This window comes from Altericista sp. CCNU0014 (genome assembly GCF_044923475.1).
Taxonomy (GTDB): domain Bacteria; phylum Cyanobacteriota; class Cyanobacteriia; order Thermosynechococcales; family Thermosynechococcaceae; genus JAAURS01.
Genome location: NZ_CP137338.1, coordinates 2,776,321 through 2,800,995, shown reverse-complemented (window position 1 = coordinate 2,800,995; position 24,675 = coordinate 2,776,321). Strand labels below are relative to the sequence as shown.

Annotated in this window: 21 protein-coding genes and 3 pseudogenes; 8 read left to right on the top strand and 16 right to left on the bottom strand. The window is 50.6% G+C overall.

Going from position 1 to position 24,675, the window contains the following annotated elements; translation table 11 throughout:
* Positions 1-298 precede the first annotated feature (298 nt).
* A complete protein-coding gene (locus R6H26_RS13765) occupies positions 299-1,477 on the top strand; it encodes an ABC transporter permease (RefSeq protein WP_404791068.1) in 1,179 nt (392 codons plus the stop codon).
* Positions 1,478-1,499: 22 nt separating this feature from the next.
* Positions 1,500-2,426 (top strand): hopanoid biosynthesis-associated protein HpnK, encoded by a 927-nt coding sequence (gene hpnK / locus R6H26_RS13760; RefSeq protein ID WP_404791066.1) that lies wholly within the window; start codon positions 1,500-1,502, stop codon positions 2,424-2,426.
* Between the two features lie 72 nt (positions 2,427-2,498).
* Here the strand turns inward: hpnK and R6H26_RS13755 are convergent, their stop codons facing one another.
* The 13 genes and pseudogenes from R6H26_RS13755 to R6H26_RS13695 all read right to left on the bottom strand — a co-directional run bounded on the left by R6H26_RS13755 (position 2,499) and on the right by R6H26_RS13695 (position 16,478).
* Complete coding sequence (locus R6H26_RS13755; protein WP_404791064.1) at positions 2,499-3,122, bottom strand: Uma2 family endonuclease; 624 nt, start codon at positions 3,120-3,122, stop codon at positions 2,499-2,501.
* 53 nt (positions 3,123-3,175) lie between these two features.
* Positions 3,176-3,703 carry a DUF4242 domain-containing protein gene (locus R6H26_RS13750; RefSeq protein ID WP_404791062.1) on the bottom strand — a complete coding sequence of 176 codons (528 nt, stop codon included), beginning with the start codon at positions 3,701-3,703 and terminating at the stop codon, positions 3,176-3,178.
* A gap of 21 nt (positions 3,704-3,724) precedes the next feature.
* On the bottom strand, positions 3,725-6,922 hold the full coding sequence (locus R6H26_RS13745) for an ATP-binding protein (RefSeq protein WP_404791060.1): 3,198 nt from the start codon (positions 6,920-6,922) through the stop codon (positions 3,725-3,727).
* A gap of 321 nt (positions 6,923-7,243) precedes the next feature.
* Positions 7,244-8,133 (bottom strand): annotated as a pseudogene (locus R6H26_RS13740) (ISAzo13 family transposase).
* 521 nt (positions 8,134-8,654) lie between these two features.
* Entirely contained in the window at positions 8,655-9,821 is a 1,167-nt protein-coding gene (locus tag R6H26_RS13735) for a pentapeptide repeat-containing protein (protein WP_404791058.1), read from the bottom strand.
* 558 nt (positions 9,822-10,379) lie between these two features.
* Positions 10,380-11,087, bottom strand: a complete 708-nt coding sequence (locus tag R6H26_RS13730; RefSeq protein ID WP_404791056.1) for a DevA family ABC transporter ATP-binding protein — start codon at positions 11,085-11,087, stop codon at positions 10,380-10,382.
* 12 nt (positions 11,088-11,099) lie between these two features.
* On the bottom strand, positions 11,100-12,266 hold the full coding sequence (gene devC, locus R6H26_RS13725) for an ABC transporter permease DevC (RefSeq protein WP_404791054.1): 1,167 nt from the start codon (positions 12,264-12,266) through the stop codon (positions 11,100-11,102).
* A gap of 173 nt (positions 12,267-12,439) precedes the next feature.
* On the bottom strand, positions 12,440-13,201 hold the full coding sequence (locus R6H26_RS13720) for a DUF4336 domain-containing protein (protein WP_404791053.1): 762 nt from the start codon (positions 13,199-13,201) through the stop codon (positions 12,440-12,442).
* Positions 13,202-13,239: 38 nt separating this feature from the next.
* Positions 13,240-14,562 (bottom strand): HlyD family efflux transporter periplasmic adaptor subunit, encoded by a 1,323-nt coding sequence (locus R6H26_RS13715; protein ID WP_404791052.1) that lies wholly within the window; start codon positions 14,560-14,562, stop codon positions 13,240-13,242.
* 23 nt (positions 14,563-14,585) lie between these two features.
* Positions 14,586-15,158 (bottom strand): TetR/AcrR family transcriptional regulator, encoded by a 573-nt coding sequence (locus tag R6H26_RS13710; RefSeq protein WP_404791051.1) that lies wholly within the window; start codon positions 15,156-15,158, stop codon positions 14,586-14,588.
* A gap of 255 nt (positions 15,159-15,413) precedes the next feature.
* Positions 15,414-15,761, bottom strand: a complete 348-nt coding sequence (locus tag R6H26_RS13705) for a hypothetical protein (protein ID WP_404791049.1) — start codon at positions 15,759-15,761, stop codon at positions 15,414-15,416.
* Between the two features lie 187 nt (positions 15,762-15,948).
* On the bottom strand, positions 15,949-16,251 hold the full coding sequence (locus R6H26_RS13700; RefSeq protein ID WP_404791047.1) for a type II toxin-antitoxin system RelE/ParE family toxin: 303 nt from the start codon (positions 16,249-16,251) through the stop codon (positions 15,949-15,951).
* Positions 16,248-16,478: an addiction module protein gene (locus R6H26_RS13695; RefSeq protein WP_404791045.1), complete on the bottom strand. Its 231-nt coding sequence runs from the start codon at positions 16,476-16,478 to the stop codon at positions 16,248-16,250. Before R6H26_RS13695 ends, R6H26_RS13700 begins: the two co-directional genes overlap by 4 nt.
* A gap of 829 nt (positions 16,479-17,307) precedes the next feature.
* Here R6H26_RS13695 and R6H26_RS13690 point away from each other — a divergent pair.
* Positions 17,308-17,979, top strand: a complete 672-nt coding sequence (locus R6H26_RS13690; RefSeq protein WP_404791043.1) for an endonuclease/exonuclease/phosphatase family protein — start codon at positions 17,308-17,310, stop codon at positions 17,977-17,979.
* A gap of 178 nt (positions 17,980-18,157) precedes the next feature.
* Here the strand turns inward: R6H26_RS13690 and R6H26_RS13685 are convergent, their stop codons facing one another.
* Positions 18,158-18,403, bottom strand: coding sequence for a toxin-antitoxin system HicB family antitoxin (locus R6H26_RS13685; RefSeq protein ID WP_404791041.1), 246 nt, complete (start codon positions 18,401-18,403; stop codon positions 18,158-18,160).
* Positions 18,404-18,872: 469 nt separating this feature from the next.
* Between R6H26_RS13685 and R6H26_RS13680 the strand changes: the two are divergent.
* The 5 genes and pseudogenes from R6H26_RS13680 to prfB all read left to right on the top strand — a co-directional run.
* A pseudogene (locus R6H26_RS13680) lies at positions 18,873-19,442 on the top strand (IS5 family transposase); the annotation flags it as partial.
* 17 nt (positions 19,443-19,459) lie between these two features.
* Positions 19,460-20,032 (top strand): annotated as a pseudogene (locus R6H26_RS13675) (transposase); the annotation flags it as partial.
* Between the two features lie 309 nt (positions 20,033-20,341).
* Entirely contained in the window at positions 20,342-20,587 is a 246-nt protein-coding gene (locus R6H26_RS13670) for a hypothetical protein (protein ID WP_404791039.1), read from the top strand.
* A gap of 211 nt (positions 20,588-20,798) precedes the next feature.
* A complete protein-coding gene (rpmB, locus tag R6H26_RS13665) occupies positions 20,799-21,035 on the top strand; it encodes a 50S ribosomal protein L28 (RefSeq protein ID WP_404791038.1) in 237 nt (78 codons plus the stop codon).
* Between the two features lie 157 nt (positions 21,036-21,192).
* Positions 21,193-22,312 (top strand): peptide chain release factor 2 gene (prfB, locus tag R6H26_RS13660; protein WP_404791036.1). Its coding sequence is split into 2 segments (ribosomal slippage): positions 21,193-21,264 and positions 21,266-22,312, totalling 1,119 coding nucleotides; the frame shifts between segments, so codons are not numbered across the junction.
* Between the two features lie 83 nt (positions 22,313-22,395).
* Here prfB and R6H26_RS13655 read toward each other — a convergent pair.
* Both R6H26_RS13655 and R6H26_RS13650 read right to left on the bottom strand, forming a co-directional pair.
* On the bottom strand, positions 22,396-22,944 hold the full coding sequence (locus R6H26_RS13655; protein ID WP_404791034.1) for a 2'-5' RNA ligase family protein: 549 nt from the start codon (positions 22,942-22,944) through the stop codon (positions 22,396-22,398).
* A gap of 171 nt (positions 22,945-23,115) precedes the next feature.
* On the bottom strand, positions 23,116-24,675 hold the full coding sequence (locus R6H26_RS13650; RefSeq protein WP_404791032.1) for a glycerol-3-phosphate dehydrogenase/oxidase: 1,560 nt from the start codon (positions 24,673-24,675) through the stop codon (positions 23,116-23,118).

Sequence of the window (24,675 nt, the reverse complement as noted above, 5' to 3'; positions counted from 1 at the left end):
CTTTTGAAAAAACTTATTAAACTCAGAAGCGTAAAAGTGCGCCTCGAAATCGATCGCGAACGGCGGATTAAAGCTAAATGCCAAGGTTTTTCGCGGGGGCGAAACTCATTCGCAATTTTTTTTTGGCACGCTACCACAGTGCCGTACTATTGACCAGATCTAACTTTTTATAGTTGACAAATCCTTTTGCACTCTCTCTAGAGGGTAGACTATAGGACGCCCAACTAAACGTTCGTTTTTTTGGAGCGCTTCCCATCAGCATTCTTTAACGGGCCTTTTTCCTCGTTTTCCCGCGCCTATGGTTTCCATCGCCCGCAAAACGCTCTTTCACGATTTCATCCCCTTCGCGATCGCCCAGGCTGGAATCGCATTCTCCGTCGGCTTGGTCACGGTCCAGGTTGGCTTGTTTTACGGATTTACCCGATCCACCAGTCTCATCGTCGATCGCGCCAAGGCCGACATTTGGGTGGTTTCTTCGAAACTTCAGCAACTCGATTTAACCTTACCGATTCCCTACGGACGGCTGGCCGAAGCTAAAAAGGTACCCGGCGTAGACCGAGCTGAGGCGTTTATTTTTCAGGGCGTGGTGTGGCAGCAGTCTACCCAACCCATCGCTCCCGCGACGGTCATTGGCTTTGAGAGAAATTCGCAATTCTTTGCCCTGAATCCGCTCCTAGACGGTCGGCTCGATGCAATTTGGCATCCCTACGCAGCCGTACTCAACCGCTCGGATGCCCGATTTTTGAATATTGCGAAAGTGGGCGACGGTGCGAAAATTGGCGATCGCCGGGTCGAGGTGATCGGGTTCACGTCAGGGTTGCGCTCAATGGTATCCGATCCGTTTTTATTTACTTCCCTGGAGAATGGGGCGGCTTTTGTCAAAGCGTCGGCGCAGCCCGAGCTAGCCCAGACGAAAGATCTGCCCCAGCTATCGGATGCGGACGGCATTACGGCGGTTTTAGTGCGGGCGCGGGCGGGACAAAATCTCCCCCAGCTTCAGAAACGGCTCAAAGCAGCGCTACCGGACACGCAGGTCTATACCCAAGCCGAACTCTCCACCCTCACGCAGATCTATTGGCTTAACAATACGGGCGTTACTTTCGTGCTGGGTCTGGGCGCGGTGGTGGCGATCGCCGTGGGGACGGTCATTGTCAGCCAAGTTTTGTATGCTTCCGTGGCGCGCCACCTGAGCGAGTATGCCACCCTCAAGGCCATGGGCGCATCTCGGACGGTTCTCTACCGCATTATTTTAGAGCAGGCGCTGTGGATGGCACTGTTGGGCTATATTCCTGGAATCGGCATGAGCATGGGCTTAGGGGTATGGACGCAGCAGACCCAAGCCATTCAGATTTTAGTGACTCCCGTCAGCGCGGCGGCAGTGTTCGGTCTGACCCTCGTCATGTGTTCCGGTTCGGCGATCTTTGCCATTCAAAAGGCGATCGCCCTCGATCCGGCCCTCGTCTTTAAGCCAGAATAGCCGATCTACAGGACGCTCTATCTTGAACGCAACTTCAGCTACCAGTCCGGGAGCAATGGACTCCGAATCTCCGACATCCCAGCGTTTCGCCATCGTGAACGGGGATGACTTTGGCTTTTCGGTCGGGGTAAATCAGGCCATCGTTAAGGCCCATCGGGAAGGCGTGCTGACCAGTACGAGCCTCATGGTGACGGGTGCGGAGGCAGAAGCGGCGATCGCCCTGGCCCGGCAACATCCCACCCTCGGCGTAGGGTTGCATCTGGTTTTAGTCTGCGGTCGCGCGGCATTGCCCGCCGCGCAAATTCCCCATCTCGTGGATGCGGGGGGAAATTTCCCGAACGATCCGGCTAAAGCAGGGCTGAAGTATCAGTTCTGCCCTGCCGCGCGGCAAGAACTGCGGCTAGAAATTCGCGCTCAACTGGAACGATTTCGGCAGTCTGGATTGAAGATGTCCCATGTTGACGGGCACTTACACCTGCACGCCCATCCCGTAGTGCTGGATATTTTGATCGATCTGGCCCCGGAATTTGAGATTCGGGCGATCCGATTGCCCTTTGAAGAGCTGAACTTCACCCTCAAGTTGGATTCGACCCGTTGGTTTGACAAAGCAGTCGGGTGGTGGATTTTCGGCCAACTGCGGCGCAGGAGAGAACCTAAGCTGCGGCGGGCTGGCATTCACTGCGCCCAAAGGGTGTATGGGTTGCTGAAGACGGGCGAAATAACAGAAGATTATTTAGCGGGATTAATTCCTCAGATTCAGGCCGAGTGTATTGAAATCTACGCGCATCCGGCGATCGCCATTCCCGGAGAACCGCACAACGGCACCCCCGGCGCGGGCGAGAAGGAACTCGAGGCGCTGCTGAGCGATCGGGTCAGAGATACCTTTGCGGCTCGCGGCTTTCGGCTGACTCAGTATGGCGACCCCAGGGCGTTTCCCCCCTCACGCTAGAGCGCGCGTTATCGGAATCGTCGTAAAACCCCTGGCTTCAGATGTGGAACGCGATCGCAGAAACATAACGCCTCAACCTCCAAAGGCAAACACTTCTGCTGCTGTGAGCGCTAAGGTTGGAAAAGTAGGAGAAATAATGCGATCGCTACCGCGAAATAACTGTTGCCGATATTCTCCGTCGATCGATTCTAGAACCGTCAAGGTAGGCTGTTTGGGCATTCCGATGTATTGCATTCCTCCCAGTCCAGCATAGTCAACAATCCAATACTCGGCAACGCCCAAGGCTTCGTATTCATCAACCTTGGTTCGGTAATCATCCCGCCAATTGGTGCTAACAACTTCAATGACGAGTGGCGGCGGAATGTAAGCGGCTGCCGAAATGCCCAATTGTTTCATGCGCTGCCATTCATCTTGGGCAAACACTACAATATCGCCATAGCGACTGGATTCTCGTTGGTTGGCATCCAGTTTCAGGCGAATCTGTTTATTCTGGCGCGGGACATAGGGTAAATCAGAGGCTTGGCAGAAGTTTATTAAATACATGCAGAGCATTGCAATCACATCTTCATGATTCGCATTCGGCTCAACAACTGGCATTGGAATTCCTTGGCGCAACTCGAATTTGGTATCAGATCGCCCATCGTTCCAGGCGAGGAATTCCTCGAATGAAAAGAATTTTGTCTCCGCGCTTAGCATGGCGATCGCCTCTAGCGTGTGTCCTGACTCGATTATAAGGCAAAGTTTTAATTCTAAGGTTTGAGCACCATTGCCGACCAAATGCGATCGCAAGGAATATCGAATTTACGATGAGCTTCTCGGATGACTTCCGCATCGGGCGCATTGAGTTCGCAAACAACGCGGGTGCGATCACACGACACGTACGATTGCACCCACTCAACACCGCGTTCGGCGTAACAAGGGAGAACCTGCCGATTGGCCTCGTCCCACTGCTCCTCGGTTAATCCATTGGGGAAAGTTGCCTCAAATACCTTCAGATTGGCATCATCGCGCGGCGGCGGGTCGCCCTCTGGCAGAATTAGCTCTCCCGCCCAAATGCGACTAAAGAAACCGCCGCCTTTGCGATAGGATTCTCGCACTGCTTCCGCATCGGGAGCCTCAAAGGTGCAGATCATCCGATGGCGATCGCTCGACAGTAGCGAATAACGCCAGGTCGCATTGCGTGCGGCCAAACAATCCAAAACTGGATTGTGCGGATCGGTCAACTCTTCTAGGTTTAGCGGCGAGTCTGAAAGGGTTTCCACAATGACAAGAGACATAAAAAACCTCCCTGTGGTGATTTAAGATTGTTTGGATGACTTACGCTTAGACGCGGCACTCACTGGCATTTGCTGGACGACTCGCTCGACAGCGGACTGAGATCGATAACTCAGATCGTTTTGTTGTATGGTCTGTTGAAGCTGTTCAAGTCGATCGGTAGCTTGTTGTCGTTCGCCTACCATTAACAATCCCTGAATCAGAATGGCCCAACTCAGCGCAATTGCACTCGGGTGGTTGACGATCTGAGCATTTTTGAGAGCGGCCTCGGCGCGATTTACAGCTAACGCTAGGCGATCGCAGCTTAAATCGACTTCTGCTGCGCCAGTCAACACATAAGCCAGTATTCGTTTCGCATCGACCTGTTGTAGTGTGGCGATCGCCTCAGTCAACTCTGCCTCTGCATTGGGTTGACCCAACTGATAGCGAGCCAATGCCGCTAAAGCCGCAGCCACCGCTGCTTCGCTGCCCTCCCCTTGAATTTTGGCGGCTATCGTCGAGATTTCATCGCAGTAAGGCAAGGCGGCGATCGGATTGCCCGTCTCCAGCTCTATCGCGGCTAAGTAGCCGAGATAGGTACATTCGCGCCAGTGCTCTTGTTGGGCCTGGGTGAGCCGCCATGCCTGTTTTAGGAGCGATCGCGCCTCGTCATAGCGACCGTAATGGCGATGGACGCATCCCAGCCCGCTGAAAATATCGTAAAGCTCCACGCCGACCCGCTCGGCCAACGACTGCGCTTCTAGGAGCAACGCCTCGGCCCGGATCAAATCTCGGCCAATTTCCGCCAAACAGGAACCGCTATAGGCCAGCACGCGCGCTGTCATGACTGGACTGGTCATTTGACTGGCTTCTAAGGCACGCAGGGTTTGCTCGTGAACCCCTATAAAATCGCTGCGATCGAACTGCAAAACGATCAGCGCTTCAATAGCGATAACTTCTGCCTCGTTGATCTGCAACGCCTTGGATTCCCGAATCAATTGCTGCCCTTCGCGCTCTATTTGCGCGGCGCGATCGCCCGTCACCCCGGCCAGCGCCTGCACTCGGAGCAAGCTAGCGTGAGAGAGAATGCGGTTAGGCGGATCGAGGAATTGACAATGCTGGATGCCCTGCTGAGCTAGTTCTAAGGCTTCAGCATAGGCAAATAATTTCAGGCATCGTTCGGCGGCAGCTAAGGCCGCAGAGGTAGCTAAGGCGCGATCGCCCCCCAAGGCAGCATGATAAGCAATATCGCTGGCTAAAGCCTGGTCTGGAGTTGCCTGTTGGTGCAGTTTACGAGCAATCTGGCGATGAATCAACTGACGGCGGGGTTCGGAGATTTGCCGATAGACGACCTGCCGCACAATATCATGGGCGAAGTCATACCCCATTTCATCTTCCAGAGCGCTGCCAGAGCGAACGATCGCCTGTTTTTCCAACTGCTCGATGGCGGCGAGCAATTTAATCGCGGGGTATTCGGCCACTTCCGCTACTGTGGAGGCTTTAAAGCTACGGCCCAAGGCGGCGGCCCAAGGGAGAATTTCGCGGGTGGCTTCGTCCAATTGGTGGAGGCGATCGCCAATCAGGGCTTCGAGGGTGTGGGCATGGCCGGACTGATTCTGACCGAGCGAGCGAGCAATTTCCAGAGCAAAGAGGGGATTGCCACCGCTGTCGATAAAGACTTGATTCACAACGGCCAGAGATAAGCTGGATGGTTCGAGCTTGTGAGTCTGGCGCATCAGATCTGCTGTTTGTTCGCGATCGAGCGCTGGCAATTCCAGGGACTGCAACCGCTGCTCTCGCCGGAGGGCCTGCATCACTCGCGAAATCGCCGCATTCTCCGTTAGTTCCTGGGTACGGGCCGCCAACGCAAACAAAACAGGGAAAGGACGCAGCAATCGAATCGCGTAATGGAGCAAGGCCGATGAGGCTTCATCGATCCATTGGATATCGTCCAGAATGACCAGCAACGGGGCTTGATTCGCCCATTGCATTAGCAGTTGCACCACCGCATCGAATAAATGACTCGGATCGGGCGGTGCTGAGGACGGTTGCCCCAATTCTGGCAGCAGGAATCCTAATGCGGGTGGAAGATTGACTGTTGCAGCGATCGCCGCAGCCCGCAAAGCATCCGTCCAGATGCCGTAGGGACGCATCGTCTCAGCAGCAAAACCTCGACCCCAAAGGATTTGGGCGCGATTGGACTGGGCGAATGCTTGTAATTCTTCCAGTAACCGAGTTTTGCCAATTCCAGGCTCTCCCGCCAGCAACAGCACCGTGGATTCGGCATCCATTACCCCATGCCCGATATTCTCACGGCGCTCCTGACGCAGCACCGCGCTGGCCCACTGCTGAATAGAGGCCCATTCTGGCTCGCGACCCACCAAAGGGGATGGCGATGCCGGAGATTGTCGCGGCGATAGGGGCGATAAAGAGGGCGATAGGGGATTGGAATCGCGGCGCGATTCTCCGCTGGAGACGCGGCGCGAAGGCCCTTCAGGCCCATCGTCTTCTCGCAACAATTGCTCGTAAAGCTGACGAGTGCTGGCACTGGGATCGATGCCCAACTCCTCGCGGAGCGTCGTCATGCACTGATGGTAAACCTGCAATGCCTTAGCGCGATCGCCGTTCGACCCGTACAGCCGCATTAGTGCAACATAAGTCGCTTCATTTAACGCATCCGCCCACAACAGTTGTTGGGTATAAGTCAACGCAGTGGGATAATCCTGCTGCTCTTCTAGCAGATTAATCAGTTGTACTAAGGCTCGAATGCGGATCTGGTACAAGCGTTCCCGTTCGGCGACGATCCACTCATCGTCAAAATCGGGTAACAAATCGCCGCGATATAATGCCAGCGCTTGTTCTAAGTGAGTTTGGATAGCACTTTTATCTGTAGCTCGTTCTGCTGCTTTTACGATTGCTTCAAACTCAACCGCATCCGAATTGAAGTTTCCATCGGGTCGCCATTGCAGCGTTTTGTTATCCACTCGCAGAAAGGCGTCTGGGTCGGGCAAGGCTTGGCGCAAACGACTGAGTTCTTTCCGCAGGTTAGCCCGCGCTCGATCGTCGGTCGATTCTGGCCACAGTTGAAAGGCAATCCGCTGTCGGGGTTGAGGCGTGTGGCGATGCAGGACGAGATAGGCCAATAGGGCTTGCGATCGCCCGCCCGTGAGTTCTGCGACGGGGCGATCGCAGTAGGTCAGGGAGAATCCTCCGAGTAGCGTGATGCTTAAAGTTGGAGACATAAGGCTGGGCGATCGCAATACACCGAACAGACGTCGATCGGGTGCCTGAGATTCTTACTTTAATCGCTTTTACAGCATATTCTTGGCCGTTAAGGAACATTTTAAAATTGCTTCAAACAGTAACTGTATGAGTTTTCTCGGAAAAGGCTCCGTCTTGAAGTCGATTACTACAATTTTGCTGCGATCGTCTGTCCGTAAAGAAGGGCGATAGCTGCGCACCAAGCGTCCGTATTTGCAAGGGCTTTACGACGGGAAGGGCGATCGCTCTGCACCAAGCGTCCGCATTTTGACTAAGGATCGTGGATTAAATAACCTCCAGAATTAAGCTTTTTGAGGCTTGGCGGTGTAATTCCATTTTGGCAGGTAAGCATCAAAAACGATTTCCATTGATTCCTTAAACGCCTGGGTGACTTTTCGCCCCGTTTGATACACCTTATCTAATACCGTCGCCAAGACCTTCAGACCCGTTTTCGTCTTGGCTTTACCCATCAAATCTTTAACAGTTTCCACCGACTCAAAAATGACACCTTCACACACCCGTGTCAGATGAGGGAACAGACGATGCTCAATGGGATTGTGTTTTGAGGTATACGGTGGATAGTGGGCAATGCGAATCTCAATCCCCAATTCATTGACCAATGTCTGTAAATCTTGCTTAAACAGATAGTGGCGTGAACTGTTAGACCCGCCTCCATCACAGAGGATCAAAATAGAACTGGCCTTCGGATACTCCATGGAACCGTAATGATTCCACCAGTAGCGAATCGAGTCACAGGCAAACTCTCCCGTGTCATGACTGACCCCAATCTGCACATAGCCGATGTTCAGGTCTAAGTCGTATAGTCCATGGGGAATGGCAACCCCCTCTGCCAGGGATGGCCAATCATGGTCAAGCACCTGAATCTCTTGTTGGGTATACAAACGACCCTCTCGATACAGGAGTCCAATCAACTCTTTTTTTTAGTGTCCATGCTTAAAACCGGATGACCTGAGTCTTGATAGGTTTTTCTAAGATTCCTGATGTTTTCAAACTGTTCGTTACGATGGGCGGTTTCTCCTGTAGACAGTCGTTTCTGAGCTTTGCGTTTGCGATAATGATGCTTTTTAAGCAATTGGTCAACGAGGGTAACGCTGATGGCTTTTCCGTCAACTTCGATCAACTGAGCAATCTCTTGACGCTTGAGATTTGTCCATTTCTGCCCCTCATCCATCGGCGACCCTGCGGTGTGCGCCTCTAGCACCTCAATAAAGACTTCATCCAGTCCCTCGACGGTCTCAAAGGCTGATTTGCGTCCCCCGCCTTTTGCCCGAATCCCCGCCTGATTCATGGCCACTAAATCATCTAACTCTGATAGCCCCAATCGAATCGTGTAATAATCACACCCAAACAGAGCGCTAATGTACGATATTCCACCCCATCCCAGTTTCGCAGCTTCGATGGCCCCATAACGACGACGATCCTTTTCATTTAAGGACTTGTAAAGCCGTTGCATTTGCTGCTCAATAGCGAAGGGGTAGGGATTCATCTAAAAACAGATAAGGAAAGGATCTTCAAGCTATCACGCTTCCTATATTCTGGAGGTTATTTAATCCTCGATCCTAAGGCTAGTTTTTGAGCTAGGAATGACGTTCGTGTTGAGCGGCTGTCAGTGCTCTTCGTAGCCACATCGAGATCTTCAATCAGTCCGCGCCAATACGATTATTGACAACATCTCAACAAGTAATTCAAACATTACTTGAGATTAGCTTCGAATGCTCTACGTCGTTCGGCAATTTCCTGTGCCCGTTTTAATGCTGGAGCAATAACTTTCTCATCAAGGGAAACTAATAATTCTTTTATACATCGATAACGATAGGGTGGCAAAACAGATGAATAAGCCCCAAAGTCTTGAAACATAGAATATTCATGCTGTGAATCAAGGATGATTGGCTGAATTGGAAGTGAAGGTAAAGAAGGCACTATCCGTTGAAGTTCTTGAGGTATGCTCTTCGCATCTGTAATATCTGCAATCACAAATCTGGAAAGATGAGCAAGAGTAGAAACAGTTTCAGTCAAATCTCGCTCGGAAGGTTTCTCAAAATCAAAAACCACTGATAAATAATTTCTGCTGCGAAGTTCTTCACGAAGAGTATCTAGAATAGCTTTTCTCTCAGGTGTAAAGCGTCCAAGTATCAATACAACCTTTGATGTAATCGTATCAATAACTTTGCGAATTTTCTGATTACTCAGTAGTATATAAATAAATTGAGCAATTTCAAGGTCATCTACTGAGATAACAGCTCTGTCTTGAGGTGTGACAATTAAATTCGATTGTATGGCACCCTTTAAATTTAAGTCCCAAGCAGACACTCCCCAAACAGAGCTACCTTCAAGATCTGCATTTTCGAAGTTAGTTTCTACAAGCCGCGCACCCATAAGGTTGGACTCTCGTAAACAGGTATTACTAAAATTCGCCTTAAACAGGTCAGAAGCACCAAGATTTGTATTACAAAAAAAGGCATCGCTACAATCTGCTTTAGATAAATTTGATCCCCAAAGCTCAGCTGAACTTAAATTAGCTTTATGAAGCAAGGCTTTGCACAAATTAGCTTCTTCAATCCAAGAACGCTGCAAATTGGCTCCAGTTAGATCGGCTTCCTCCAAATTTGCCTGATTAAGATGTGCTTCAGATAAATTTGCTTCAGAGAAATCTACGGCTCTGAGATTTGCTCGCCAAAAGTTAGCTCCACTTAAATCATAGCCTCTTAAATTTCTCCGCATTAAGGGAGCGACCAAATGCGAATCCATATCAGTTAACTGAGATTCTTTAAAGTCAGGTTCTATATCCGAATTATGTTTTCGCCATTTATTCCAAAAATCTTTGCCTTTACTCAGATTATTTAAGTGATCTTGGTTCATTTTTAGGATAAAAACTATTAAAAAATAAAATGTTGCGTTGCGTTGAGTCTATCTCTTCTAAAGGCATGTGCACAGAGAAAGTCTAACTCTAAATGGGCGGATGGCTGTCCATCAATTTAACTAATTTGGCTATATAGGCTGATAATATTGGCAAAGTTTTCAACATTTCCCCATTCAATCTTAATCTAATCTCCACAATATCCGTTTGCCTAACATATTCTCCTGCTGCACCTGCTCCAAATGCTTAACCTCCGATTGTTTCTGAAAGCATTGCCCGCCCTTAAGTCAATTTAACGGCTCCCTAATAGTCATTGTCGGCAACACAAATTCCTTTGCATTTAAGTCCATTCGTTGCAGTGCGTTGACAATGAGGACATAGAATTTTTTCGTTTTCCGGTTTTAGCTCAACCTCTGTGCTAAAGCTCGCCTGAGACTTGTCGTTTCTGGTCTGGCGTTCCACAATTGCTAGGATCTAAAGGATTTTCAAGCGTTGCCTCTTAAATTTTACAGCTAATGATAGATTTTCCGTATCTAGAACAATGCCAAGTCCTGAATCCGCTATGGATGCAACGCTAAAGCCGCTTCTTTATCTTGACTAACCAAACGACCATCTTCCATATAAACAATGCGATCGGCGATATCCAAAATCCGATTGTCGTGGGTCACGATTAAAATCGTACAGCGTTGCTCCTTCGCTAACTTCTGCATCAGCTCCACCACCTCGCGCCCTGACTTCTTATCCAAAGCCGCCGTCGGCTCATCCGCCAGCACGATCTTCGGTTGCGTCACTAAAGCCCTCGCGATCGCCACCCGTTGCTTTTGCCCACCCGAAAGGTTCTCTGGGTAATACTGCACGCGATCGCCCAAGCCCACAGACTCTAGCATTTGGGTGGCGATCGCATTTAGATCCTGCTCCAGAAAACGATCGTGTAACTCCAGCGCCATCCGCACATTGCGTTGAGCCGTCAAAAACGTCATTAAATTATGGGCCTGAAAAATATAGCCGATATGTTTGCGGAGACTTGCTAATTGGGACTTCCCCGCACCGCGAAGTTCCTCGCCCAAAATCTTTAAGCTGCCTTCCTGAGCCGAACGGAGTCCGCCAAACAACGTCAATAGCGTCGTTTTCCCAGATCCAGAAGGGCCAGTCATAATGATGATTTCACCCGCCTGAATCTCCAAGTTCACATCGAATAGTGCCTGCTTGCGCAGATCGCCAGATCCGAAATAGTAGTTGAGATTTTGAGCTGAAATAACAGGTTCCATGAGTCCCAACCCCTAAAAAATATCCGCCGGATCCGCCGATCGCAGCTTGCGCATGGCGATCGCTCCCGAAACACCGCACATGATAATCGTCAGAACAAACACCGTCACGGCTCGCTCTACCTTCATGGCGATCGGTAAAAGCGTTGCAGCATAGGTCAATTGATATAACCCCGTCGCTAAAATCAAACTCGGCAAGAAGCCAAAACAAGCCAGAATTAATGCTTCCTGACCCAGCATCATCAGCAAGTAGTTATCGGTATACCCCATCGCTTTCAACGTGGCATATTCTGCCAAGTGATCGGTAACATCGGAGTACAGAATTTGATACACGATGATAATGCCCACGATGAACCCCATCAGAACGCCCAAGGTGAAAATAAAACCAATTCCTGTCCCATTAGCCCAGTAGGTTTGCTCGATCAGAGCCCATTCCTCCGGTGTCAGAACCTTCACATCGTCCGGCAATACCCGATCCAACTCCGCTTTCACGCGCTGCACATTCGCTCCCGGCTTTAACTGGATCAAACCCGCCTCAATCTGGTCGGGACGGCGATCGGGAAATAGTCTGAGGAAGGTCGAATCGCTGGCGATCGCATTGCCATCGGCGGCAAAGGATGAACCGATCGTAAATAACCCTGCAACTTGCACGTTCTGACGATTGATTTGCACGTCCAGCCGCGATTGTTTGGCGAGGAGATCCGCAATCGGGCCATACTCCGGTCGCCCCGCCCGATCGAATAGCACCCGATCGAGCTGCTTAATGCGATCGAGGTTCTGCGTTACTTCAGGAAGCTTAAACACCTGAGTGCCCGGATCGATACCCCAAACCAGAATTGTCCTCGGTTGAAGAGTCTCGGGATTGCGCCATTGACCGGAGGCGATATAAAGGGGCGTGACTGCCTTCACTTGGGGATGGGCGAGGGTTTGGTAGAGGCGATCGCGGGGCGAACTGCGGACGGCGAATAGGGTTTGGAATTGGGGATTGGCGATCGCTAAGTCGGCTTGGAGGTTTTTGTAGGGACTCATGGCAGAGTCGTACAGTGCTCCCTCAAACCCCATTTGGATAAACATCAACAGATCCGCAAACGCAATTCCCGAGACTGCAACTAACAACCGCGTTTTTTGTTTGGATAACTGCATCCACGCCAGGGGCGTTTTCTTGAGTAGTTTTCGCAGCATAATGCAAGTTCCTGAACAATTAAGGTGAATTCCTACAAAGGTTTTACCAGCCGAGATTGTACCCTTCGACTCCCCTTCGACAGGCTCAGGGCAACGCGCTCAGGGCGCAATCTCTAGTCTCTAGCTGGCTGAGCGAAGTCGAAGCCAGCGGTAAGTTTTTTCCCAGAAATCACCTAATCTAATTGCTTATCCAGTAGCCACTCGTAACCCGCCTTCAGCATGGCTTTACCATTGGTTTCAATAATAGAACCGTGGGCCATAATGACGCGATCGAAATCCCACTCCAACACAGCCCGAATCGATCGCTCTACTAGGGCACGATCGGTTAAATACCATTTCTCTAGTAATGTGGGCTGGAGCGCTTTATAACCGCCGATGAGTTTCCCTACCAGCCTTGTTTCCCAGGCGTTCGTTTCATCGAAATGGAAGGCAATATCCGTGATAATCAGAGTGCGACTGGGTTTGTGGTAGAACACAACTTCATTAATCGGGTCGGGCTTGCCCAAGCCAGAGAGAGTGGTTCCAGGAACACTGAGGCCAAGAAATTGGCGATAGAGAATGTCTGTCCCAATTTCTCCTACCTCAGCGGTAATAACATGTTCAATCTTCAAATCCGGGCGCTTTTCCTGAAGACCGATCGCACCCCAAAACTCTGCTTGAGGATACTGCTGCTGGAAGGCTTGGGCAAACAGATGGTGGTAGCGATTGGGCGCAATCTGGTAGGCAATAGAACCCAGGCGATCGAGTTGGGTCGTGAGTTCCGGTGTCAATGCGATCGGCGAAATGACGACCAATCGACCATCTGCTAACCGGATTACCGTCATCCGCGTCCCCACCGACAACCCCAAAAACCGCAGCGGCTGATTCGCAATCCACAGGTCGGGAGCGAGCTGTTGCAGGGAATTGGGCTGGAGTGGTTTGTTCTGTAACTTCATGGCGGGTCTCCTAATTTTAATCGAATGTTCGTTATGCTTTACTTCAAACGAGAAATTGCGGTTTTGGGATCGAGTTGGGTTTTGGGATCGAGTTGAATTATGGTTTGCACCTGGAGGTAGGTCAATCCGGCGACTTTCTGGCGCGATGTTGGATCGAGCTGGACTTTCACTTCAATGATGCGCCGATCTAGGTTTTCACCTGGTTGGTTGTTATAAATCGTCTGGGGATTGACTTGCTGACCGATCCGGTAAACCTTGCCTTGCAATTCGCCAGAAAATGCCTGTCCTGTAACTGTCACCGTCTGTCCCGGTTTTACCTTCGCGATATCGGTTTGATAAACCTCCGCGATGACGATCATTTGTTTGGTCTGAGCGAGGTCGATGATGCCATCGTCCGAAGGCTTTTCCCCCGCACGGGTACGGATCCGCAACACCTGCCCAGCGATCGGGGCACGGATGTAGGACTTTTCGAGGGCGGTCTGAGCGCGTTTGAGGGCAGCTTTGGCGTTCACCAATTCGGCTTGAGCTGCTTGGATATCGACGGGACGCACTTCGGCAACCCGATCCAGATTCGCTTTGGCTTCGTCAATCTCGCTACTTCCGGTGTTCGCCGTGCGGGCGAGGATGGCTTGAAGTTCGCTCAATTGGCGGTCGGCGGTGGTATCGGTTCGCGTAAGGATGGCTCGGGCCTCGTTGACTTGCTCTTGGAGCGTATCGACCGCCAAGCGTTTGCTATCTAGGGACGATAGAGCGATCGCCCCTGCTGCCTGAAGTTTCCGGTAGCGATCGTATTCCACTTGGGCATTGCGAAGTTCGGCGGTCAAGCGTTTGAGGGTCGCCTGTTGGGCATTGCGATCGCCCTGCAATTGGGCTTTGAGTTTTGCGATCGCTGCGCGTTGCGCCATCAGATCGCCTTGGCGTTGGGACTGGAGGCGTTCGACCTGGGATGCCTGCGCCGAAATTTCTCCGGCTTTAGCCCCCGCTCTGACTTGAGCGAGCTTGGCTTGGGCGATCGCAACTTGTGCTTGGGCTTGCTGGAGTTCATCCTGAAGGCGATCGCGGGAATCCAGCACCGCTACAATCTCACCAGCTTTGACAGTATCGCCATCTTTGACCCGCAGTTCCAGCAGGCGATCGTTTTCGAGGGAACTGGGAGGTGCGAGTTGGAGGATTTCCGCTTCCGGTTCCAGGCGACCGAGGGCTGAGATTCTGCTCGGAGGAGGGGAAGCCAATTCTGGACTAGCGGACTGCGTGGGACGGAAAGAAAGCGAATAGAAAGCAGTACTGCCCGTGAGGGCGATCGCGCCGACCGCAGCGCCCAGAAGCCAGGGATTTTTAAGGATAGGATACGGTAGTTTCATCGGCACTTAAAGCGACAAATGGCTTAACGGGTTTCGGATCGCGGAAGATAGCTTTCGATCGTGGCGCTGATGAGTTCGGCCTGGGCCATCCAGTCGATGGTTGCGCCGTAGATGTGGGCCAAAAGTAAGCCATCGATGATGCTAAATAAGAATTGCAGCAGCGTTTCATCTTGGATGCCTAACAGTTGCATTGCTTCGGGTTTGAGGCGCTGGTAGAACTGTTGAATGATGCTGTTGGTTTGACCCTCGCGTTGTTGATGTTGATAGAATTCGACACAGAGAAGAAGTTCGTCCATGGCTTCCTTTTCTTCACGCTGGAAGAATTGAAAGACAGCGACGATTTTGGCTTTGAGGCTGGGGAGGTGTGTGAGATCGGCGTCAAATGTACGAAGGCTATGCTCGATCCGCTCCAACATCATCTGTTCGAAGATGGCCTGTTTGCTAGGGAAATAGTGATACAAGGTTCCCGTCGAAACCCCCAATCCTTCAGCAAGTTGACGCATCGCGATCGCGGCGTATCCCTGCTGTGCAAACAGATGAAAGCTTTTACCAAGCAGTTCTTTGCGGTACCGATCGCGGTCAACAATTTTGGGCATTTACTTGGCGTTGTAGAAGAATCGTATCAACCGCATTCTGCCACGGTTGGATAGACACAGGGCGATCGCCCTTTAATTTTCTGCGCATATCAAACAGCTCCCTTAGACAAAATAAGATATCGAACGTTTGTTATAAAATAATATAAAGTGTGTTCGATTCTCCTGTCAAGCGGACGTTGGTTTTTCTATTCTCCGACTAGAAAATATTTTGTCAGGGTATGGAGGTGCTTCGATAAGGCGGCCCCTCAGCGATCGCTATTCGCCTGATTCCGATAAGTATTGCGCAACAGCATTCAAATCTTCTAAACCTCGGTTCAATCGATTGAGCATGGCTGATCCCGTCTCATCATTGAAGTCAAGCTTAGGATTTTGTAAAGCAACTTCTTGGATCGCCTCTAGCCAGAGCGAAAGCGGGACTTCGCGGACGGCTGCTCGCAAACCCATATTGGTCAATACAGCAAGATGAAACCCTTTCCGGTCTTGCCCGCCATAGTCGTAGAAACCATCCCATAGCTCTAGCTTTTCGGGAGTATACGCATCGTACTGCTCGAATGTAATGCCAGTTGGCTCTAGCTGCGGTTGGGGTAACGGAGGTTGAGTCATAAGCTTTCTTTTTCAATACTTTTACGCTAATTAAAAGGAGGGCGATCGCCTTGCAAATGCTCTACCACTAAAGGGCGATCGCTCTGCACCAAGAGTCCGTATTTTGACTGAATCACAGATCTGAGTAGCTTTGCGGAGAGTCATTCATCTGTTAATAACAACTAAAGATATCGAATTTGCAAAGGCTTTATGACCGATCTCGTTCAATCCAGTGTTGAGGTTTACGTTTATGATGCGCTACTGCCAAGATACGAAGTTTTTCATCTTCTACCATACGGTACAGCAAAGAGTATGGAAACTTGGGTAATGTTAGGCGGTGAACAAAGCCTCGTACCTTGGGGCCAGCTTCAGGATATCTGGCGAGAAAATTTACTGCATTTTCTATTTCTTCTAGATACTCTAACCCCAACCCAAGTCTTTGTTCTTCGTAATAAGCTACTGCATCAATTAACTCTTGTTCTGCCAGCGGATGAAAGACAACGGTTCTCATTGTAAGGACGTGCGAATTCGTTGGAACACTCGTTCAGCAGGAACTCCAGCAACTTGTCCGTCATCCATTGCCTGATCGCGCTGTGCAGCCTCTTCAATCCAGACAGCAGCGACTTCTCGATCGATTTCATTGCTTTGTCCTAAGTGTCCCAAAAGCCGAGACAGTAGGGTTGCTTGAGAGTTCCTAGGAAGTGAAAGGAGTTCAGCTTCAAGATTTTCAAGTGTCATAACTACTTAGGGATGTGGTTGATGATCCACATTCATTATACTTTGAAATTTGGCATAATGAATCATCGACCTCTGGTCAGTTTCCAAAATTCTGCCATGATTATCTTTATTTAGTTAAAAAACGTCAAAAAAGCGATCAATCGTAGTTGCAAAGGCTCCATGACTGGTAGGGCGATCGCTCCGCAACAAAAGTCCGCACGTTCTCTCATTTTGATGAAGGCTAGCTTTTTGAGCTAGAAATAACGGCCTCAAATTGAGCGGTGGCTAGTAAAAATCGCTTACCCGTGTGTGCCATCCATCGGCCCAAATATGTATTAGACACGATACATAAAGCAACTTAGACTGAAAGTATCGTACCGCCTGGCCGAGATTTTGGCTACTTTGTGAAGGGCGACCAACCCATAAACCCAAATCGGGTGGATCGCAAAAGTCTTTCCGTATTACGCTGATGCTTTCCCCTCATTAAGGCACATTTTATTCCGTGAGTGCGGCATCCCTATTCTCCGATTTATACATGCAGAAATTTAGCTACACGAATCTTTTGGGTATTATTCTCTGGTTAACCACAGTTCTACTACTGGGATTAAGCTTATCGACTGCTTGGTGGTACAAATTTTGGTTCTTCGAGATTCTAGGAACTGCCTACTTATGGTTTGCTGGCGCAACCCTACTGTTGTTCAGCATTCTCCTTTCAGTTAAATCCTTACGACGAAAGCGAAGGTTACTAGGTGTTCTCTCAATCGCTCTAATTTTCTACGCTCAATCCATTTTAGGCTGGTATAGGCCCAACTTCGGCCAGCCCCAATCCAGTCGTATTCCAGTAACCGTCATGACTTATAACGTGAACTATCAACTCTGGAATACATTAGCTGTCGAACAATTAGTCAGAGCGAACCCAGCCGACATCTTTGGATTAGTGGAACCTTATAAGGAGCAAGCTACTGATTTGTGGAAGCGCGTTCGAGATATTTATCCCCATTACTATCGATCGACAGGGGGAAATCTCAGCTTATTCAGCCGCTACAGAATGATTGAAGCCAGAACGGATAACCTAAATTCTCTGCACCAAAGTCTTTTCGCAACGCTGGATATTCAAGGCAGACCCGTTCAGGTAATCGTCCTGCGTCCTCCCGCACCGCAAACCATCGACCACTTCAACCGTCGCAATCAGGTGCTGCGATCGCTCGCAGATTACGCGAAACAACAGTCATCTTCTACGATCGTTATGGGTGACTTTAACACAACCTCATGGTCGTTTTATTTGCATGAATTTGTTCAACGTTCGGGTTTATATAGTGCTTCTCTAGGGCATGGACTTCATCCAACCTGGTACTATGGAACCCATACAAAAGTTTTTGCCTCCACCCATTGGCTGTTTCAGTTCATCAAAATCCCAATCGACCATATTTTCCTGAGTAAAGATATTCAGGTCGATTGGGTTATTGCGGGGCCTTCAGGAGTATCAGATCATCGTGCTCTGATCGGCAAAATTAGAGTGTGAAAAAAGCTCGTCTGCGATCGCAATCTTCGGTTGCATCACCCAAGCCCTTACGATCTCCCAATCCCTAGATACTTGAGGCTAGCCTTTTGAGCTAGGAACGTTCCCGTCGTTCACCCGCCGCCAGCAAATTTTCGGACTTAATGAAGAAACTCAACACGGTCGACGTGCAACAAGCTGGTTAGACATTCGGTATCCTGTCATATTCTTCTGGCTCCACATCAGGAACTTTTGCTAAGATTGCTTCATACTTTGCTCGATCGCCTCTTTTAGCCCGATCGCTAAGATAATTTTCTGTCATTAAAGCAGAGATTTTTTCTGCAATAGCAGTAGATATAAACTGATCGATAGAAATTCCGTCACGAATAGCAAGATCGGACAGACTTTTGTGTAGCGAATCGGGAATTTGAACTTGAACAATACTCATGGCAGTTTTCCTGTTAGGCGTAAAAACTCCGAAGTGTCTCAACTTTATCATCAGAATCGATCGCCACAATTTTGCGAGATCGCCTGTCCGTAAAGAAGGGCGATCGCCTTTGCAAAGGTTTCACTACTGAAAGGCGATCGCTCCGCACCAAGCCGTCCGCATGTGCTTCCGTTTTAACAAAGGCTAGCTTTTTGAACTAGGAATAACGACCTCAAATTGAGCGGTGGCTAGTAAAAATCGCTTACCCATGTGTGCCGTCCATCGGCCCAAATATTTATAGATGCGATACATAAGGCAACTTAGACTGAAAGTATCGTACTGCCCGGACGAGATTTTGGCTACTTTGTGAATGGCAACGGCTTTGTTGCATGAATAGGGAGTTGCGGGCGGGAGAAATCATGATAGGTTTGAATCGCCAAACCCAAACCCAGGTTCATGAAAACGCAATACCGCATCCGCAACTGGTCTGAGTATTACGGCCATTGAAGTCATGGTAACCCTCAAATCCATTTATCGGTGGGCCGGACGTCAAGTCGAAGGCTTCATCGAATCGGTCTTCCAACTGATGCACATTACCTTAGCCGTGCCCGACCACAGCACGCTGTCTCGACGGATGAAAACCTTAGAGATTGACATCCCCGTGCATCTGAGCGCTAAAGAAGGAAGTGTGCCGGGGGAAGCTTCCTCCGGCCACCTTCCGCCCCGTCATGTAGTGATTGATTCGACAGGGGTTAAAGTTTATGGGGAAGGAGAATGGAAAACCCGACAGCATGGGGTGAGCAAACGTCGCACTTGGCGCAAATTGCATTTAGCCCTGGATGAAGCCACCGGAGAAATTTTAGCGGTGGTCGCCAGTGGCAATAACACCGCAGACTGTGAAGTTCTGCCAATGCTGCTCGAGCAAATTGAAGACGAGATTGAACCAGTCTCAGCCGATGGTGCCTATGACACCCGAACTTGCTATGAAGACATTCAACAGCGAGGGGCAAAAGCCATCATTCCACCGCGCAAAGGAGCCAAGATTTGGATGCATGGTAACGTGCTGCGCTTATCCGCAATGCGGTATTGGATCGTAAAATTGCCGATTTGCTCGAACGTGCAAGATTGCAACACATCCAAACCCAGCCAAAGGCTCGCTTGTTTGACGATGTCTATTATGCGGCACGGACATGGGATGAACCCAGACGATTAGTCATGAAGGCAGAATGGCTCGACAAAGGCCCCAATCCTCGATTTGTGGTGACCAATCTGGAGCAACCGTCCCAAGAATTGTACGACCACTTCTACGTTCAACGCGGCGGCGACAGCGAGCATCGCATTAAAGAACTCAAACTCGGCATCAAAGCAGATCGTCTCAGTTGCAGCACCTTTATTGCCAATCAGTTTCGTCTGCTCTTGGCTCAAACTGCTTACATTTTGATGCTTGCAATTCGCCAAGCGGCCCATGGAACACAACTGGCAACGGCTCAGGTGGAACGCCTACGGTTGTTGCTCATTAAAGGAGCTGCCAAGGTAACGGTTTCTACCCGACGGATTCTGGTGGAGTTGGCTGCGTTTTGCCCTTATGCCAAGGAGATGCATCAAATTTCTCGGAACTTATCCCAGTCCCAGTCCCTCAAATTTGAGTAGGCCAAGCCCGTCATAGGATTCTTGTCTCTATTTGTCGGAAATATAGGTGTTTTTAGCCTTTTTGAGCTGATTTGTACCGCTTTTTGCCTACTTTTGCTTTTCATCTCATCCTATTGCTCTAATTTTGGTGAAACTTACAACTCCTCATACACCTCGTGAATAATGCAGGTTAATTGAGTTAGGGTCTGATGACAAAGGAGTCTCAAAGACAGTTTTAGAGATCCGTATTAATACGATTCATCTTCCATCCATGCAGCTCTATATTGAAATTAATGAAATTCACCTCAATTGTCACAAAGGGGGAAACCAATGGCACAGAACGCTCTTATCTCTAACTTCATCTCCCCAAAAAGCACCTACTACGGTCAGGTAAAGCCTAAAAATCTAGTCTTCAACGCTAACCTCCAGGAATTTGCCCATCACGTCAGCATGATTTCAGCGCTAGAGACGGGCGGCAAGATTCCCCCTGAAGAATGTTTTGCTTTGATTAAGGTGCTGTGGTCGGAATTGGAACAGAGCAAGTACCAGCTTGGCATTGGCGACGATCGCGCCTAGCGATCGCAGGAGATCTGATGCGATCGGCATTTTCCCGGACCCTCGTTGCTAAAGCGAACCGTCGAGGGTCCAAATCTTGCAAAAACTAAGGATAAATTTCTCCTTCAGCAGCCAATCTGCATTAGAATGGTTCAGCACTGGTTTGCACGCTGGCTGTGCTTAGCGGACAAAAGTAGAGCGCACCATCTCACAAATCCTCGGAGCATTTCCAATGAGTCGTAAATGTCAACTGACCGGCAAAAAGGCCAATAACGCCTTCGCGGTTTCCCATTCCCATCGCCGTACCAAGAAACTACAAGAAGCTAACCTGCAATGGAAGCGCATTTGGTGGCCCGAAGGCAAGCGTTGGGTCAAGCTGCACCTGTCTACTAAAGCGATCAAAACGTTGCAAACCCAAGGTATCGATGCTTTGGCCCGGCAAGCGGGCATCAATTTGAACAAGGTCTAATTGTTTCGAGATAAGATCGGGTTGGACGTCTGCTATCCGCACGCCTACCCATTTTGTGGCATTTCTTAAGATGCTAGCGCGACCCTGCAAGTCCTTTATCGAGCGCGTCGCGCTGCGCGTTATTTTCAGTAGCATTAGCGATTTTTGAGATCGAGTTATGGACGTCGTCGATTTAAAGCGGGATATCGAGCTAATCTCCGAGCGCCTGGGTAAAACCCAGGACTATCTTTGACGTCCCCGCGCTCAATGCCAAGATTGGCGACTTAGAACAAGTTGCGGCCCAGCCTAGCTTTTGGGACGATCGCGAGATCGCCCAGAAAACGCTGCAAGAGCTGAACGAACTTAAATCTCACCTCGACGGTTTGAAGCGTTGGCGCTCCACGGTCGAGGACGCGAAGACCGTTTTGGAACTTCTAGAGACCGAGGACGACCCGGCGCTTTTGAACGAAGCGGAAACGAGCCTAAAGCAGTTGGCCCATCAGCTCGATCGATGGGAATTGCAGCAGCTGTTATCCGGCCCGTACGACAAAAGCGGCGCGGTGCTGACCATCAACGCGGGTGCGGGCGGAACTGACGCTCAAGACTGGGCAGAAATGTTGTTGCGCATGTATACACGTTGGGCGGAACGGAAAGGATATCAAGTTCATCTCGCCGAGATCTCAGAAGGGGATGAGGCGGGGCTTAAGTCTGCCACGATCGAAATCTCCGGGCTTTATGCCTACGGCTACCTGAAGTCCGAGAAAGGAACCCATCGACTCGTGCGGATTTCGCCTTTTAATGCCAACGACAAGCGTCAGACGAGCTTTGCGGGCGTTGAGGTGATGCCCGAGCTAGATCGCGATGTCGAGCTTAACATTCCCGATAAGGATTTAGACATCAGTACGACGCGTGCTGGGGGTAAGGGCGGCCAAAACGTCAATAAGGTTGAGACAGCGGTCAGGATCGTACACATCCCGACGGGTTTAGCCGTGCGCTGCACCCAGGAGCGATCGCAGCTTCAGAATAAAGAAAAGGCAATGGCCATCCTCAAGGCCAAGCTGTTGATCGTAGCCCAAGAGCAGCGCGCCAAAGAAATTGCCGATATCCGCGGCGATATTGTTGAAGCAGCTTGGGGCACTCAAATTCGCAACTACGTGTTTCATCCGTACCAAATGGTCAAAGATTTGCGGACGGGAGAGGAAACCACTGCGGTTGAGAGTGTCATGGATGGCGAACTCGATCCGTTTATTGAAGCTTACCTGCGCAAGGAAAATCAGGTAGCGGCTGATTCTGAATGATAGATGCTTACGCGCAACTTAGTACGCGCAACTTGGTTACGAGCTACTACCTGCCAAAGGAATGGACCTGACCTAAACCTCCCCTAGCCCACAGGCGCTGACTGTGCGAGGCTATATCGAAACTGCTCCGTCCAATGGGCCACATCCAGCCAACCCCGATCGCTCGGCATGACAACCTCGATCGTATCGAAGGTGACGGTCTGGACGGATACTACAAATCGAAGCATGGCCAGCCGTTTTTGCTCGATGGGAATGTCTTTATACATCAGGCTGAGGTGGGGGTCTAGGGTATATTCCTTCGGATGAGATAGGCGATCGCGAAGGGTGCGAGATAGCCGCGCGAGGCGATCGCTCGGGGCGAAGGTAATAAATCCCGTTCTGAAGTAATTTTCGGCATAGTCTAGCCCCATAATCTCAAGCGTAATGGGGGATTCGGTGGCGGCGGACTCCGCCACAATCTCCTCGAGATTATCTTCTGGCTGAAGGTCTCCGCTATAGAGCGTGAGATGGGGTTCGAAAACAGGCGTATCGTACTCAACCGCGTAGTCTTGAATCACTTTTGAGAGCCAACGGCGATCGCTCGGGGCGGGAACTAACCAAACCGCAAAGGGTGCAGTTGCAGTATCAGCCATCAAAATTTTTCCCTGGTTGCATAACTGGATTCTTGCTCTCCACTGTAGAGGGGTTTCGAGTAATAAAGCTTGAGTTGTTCGCAAGACAACTTTACGTTTTATTAAAGTGCAGGCGGCTGTCAAAGTGCGATCGCGCGATCTTCTCGCGCAGGACTGTGCCTTTAAAGACGTTTAACCCAGGCAATATCCCTGCGCGATCGCGCTATACTGCTTCACCTGCTCTTCTATCCAATCTTGCCCGCAGTTCAATTCTGAGGCCATGAGCTGAGCGACGACGGTCGCGCATTCAATACTGGCGCTGGCATTGAGAAAAAGCGATCGCGTTCGTCTGGCCAAGACATCCTCAACTTGGCGGGCCATTTCGTTGCGGACCTGCCAAATCACCTCGGCTGGCCGAACCTCCAGTTGGGGGTGCAGCCGTTTGTCAAGGTCGGGATTTCGATCGACCAAAGCTTGAATTTCTTTGGCGTCCGCGCCGTAGGGAGAGAGACTGTTCTCTGGCATCGATGCTTCCGTCCAGCCGTGAATTTGCAGCGTTCGAGTTTGACAGGATAACCGCTTTAAATGGCCCGCCCGTTCGGCTCGATCGACGACATCTTCGGCCATTTTGCGATAAGTTGTCCATTTCCCACCCGTAATGGTAATCAACCCCGATGCAGAGACCGAGATTTGGTGGTCCCGCGAGAGGGAGGCGGTCTGTTGCATTTTGCCAGAACGCACGAGGGGGCGCAGTCCGGCATATACGGAGAGCACATCGCTGGGGGTAGGGGCTCGCGTCAAATACTGCGCTGCATGTTTCAAGATAAATTCGGTTTCTTCCGGCAGGGCGCGAGGTTCTAGAGTCACTCGGGCGACGGGGGTATCTGTCGTACCCAGAACCACCCGTCCGTGCCAGGGCACTGCAAATAAAACTCGCCCATCGTCGGTTTGAGGAACCAAGAGGGCATCGTCTCCTGGCAGAAATTCGCGGGGAAGGACGAGGTGTACGCCCTGACTGGGACTGACGATGGCAGGCTCGTCCGGGTCGTCCATTTGGCGCACTGCATCGACAAAGACGCCCGTGGCGTTGATGACGGTGGTTGCCGGGATATCGAATTCATCGCCTGTTTCTGCGTCTCGCGCCCGCAGGCCGACAATCTGTCCGTCTTGTTTGACCAACCCGATGCAGCCAACATAATTCGCGACTGCTGCCCCCAATTCTGTTGCGGTTTGGGCTAGGTTGACGGCTAGGCGCGCGTCGTCAAATTGTCCGTCATGGTACATCACGCCGCCAAGGAGATGGGAAGGGTTCAGGGTCGGCAGCCGTCGGAGCGTTTCCTCGGGGGACAGGCATTTCGAAGCACCGAAGCTTCGCGATCCGGCGAGGCGATCGTAGACTTTCAATCCCAGCCCGTAGGCGATCGCGTCCGGCCAGTGATAGATCGGAACGATCAAGGAGCGGTTGCGAACCAAGTGCGGTGCATTTTGGTAGAGCAAACCGCGTTCGCGCAGGGCGCCGAATACGAGGGAGAGGTTGCCCTGCCGCAGATACCGCACTCCACCGTGGACTAATTTCGTGCTCCGGCTGGAGGTCCCTTTGGCAAAGTCGGACTGTTCGATAAGTGCGACGGTATGGCCGCGAGAGGCCGCATCGACCGCAGTTCCCAACCCCGTCGCCCCGCCGCCAACGATCGCGATATCGAAGGGAGTGGGGTGGGTCTTCAGGGTAAGGAGGGCCTGGGTTCGATCCAT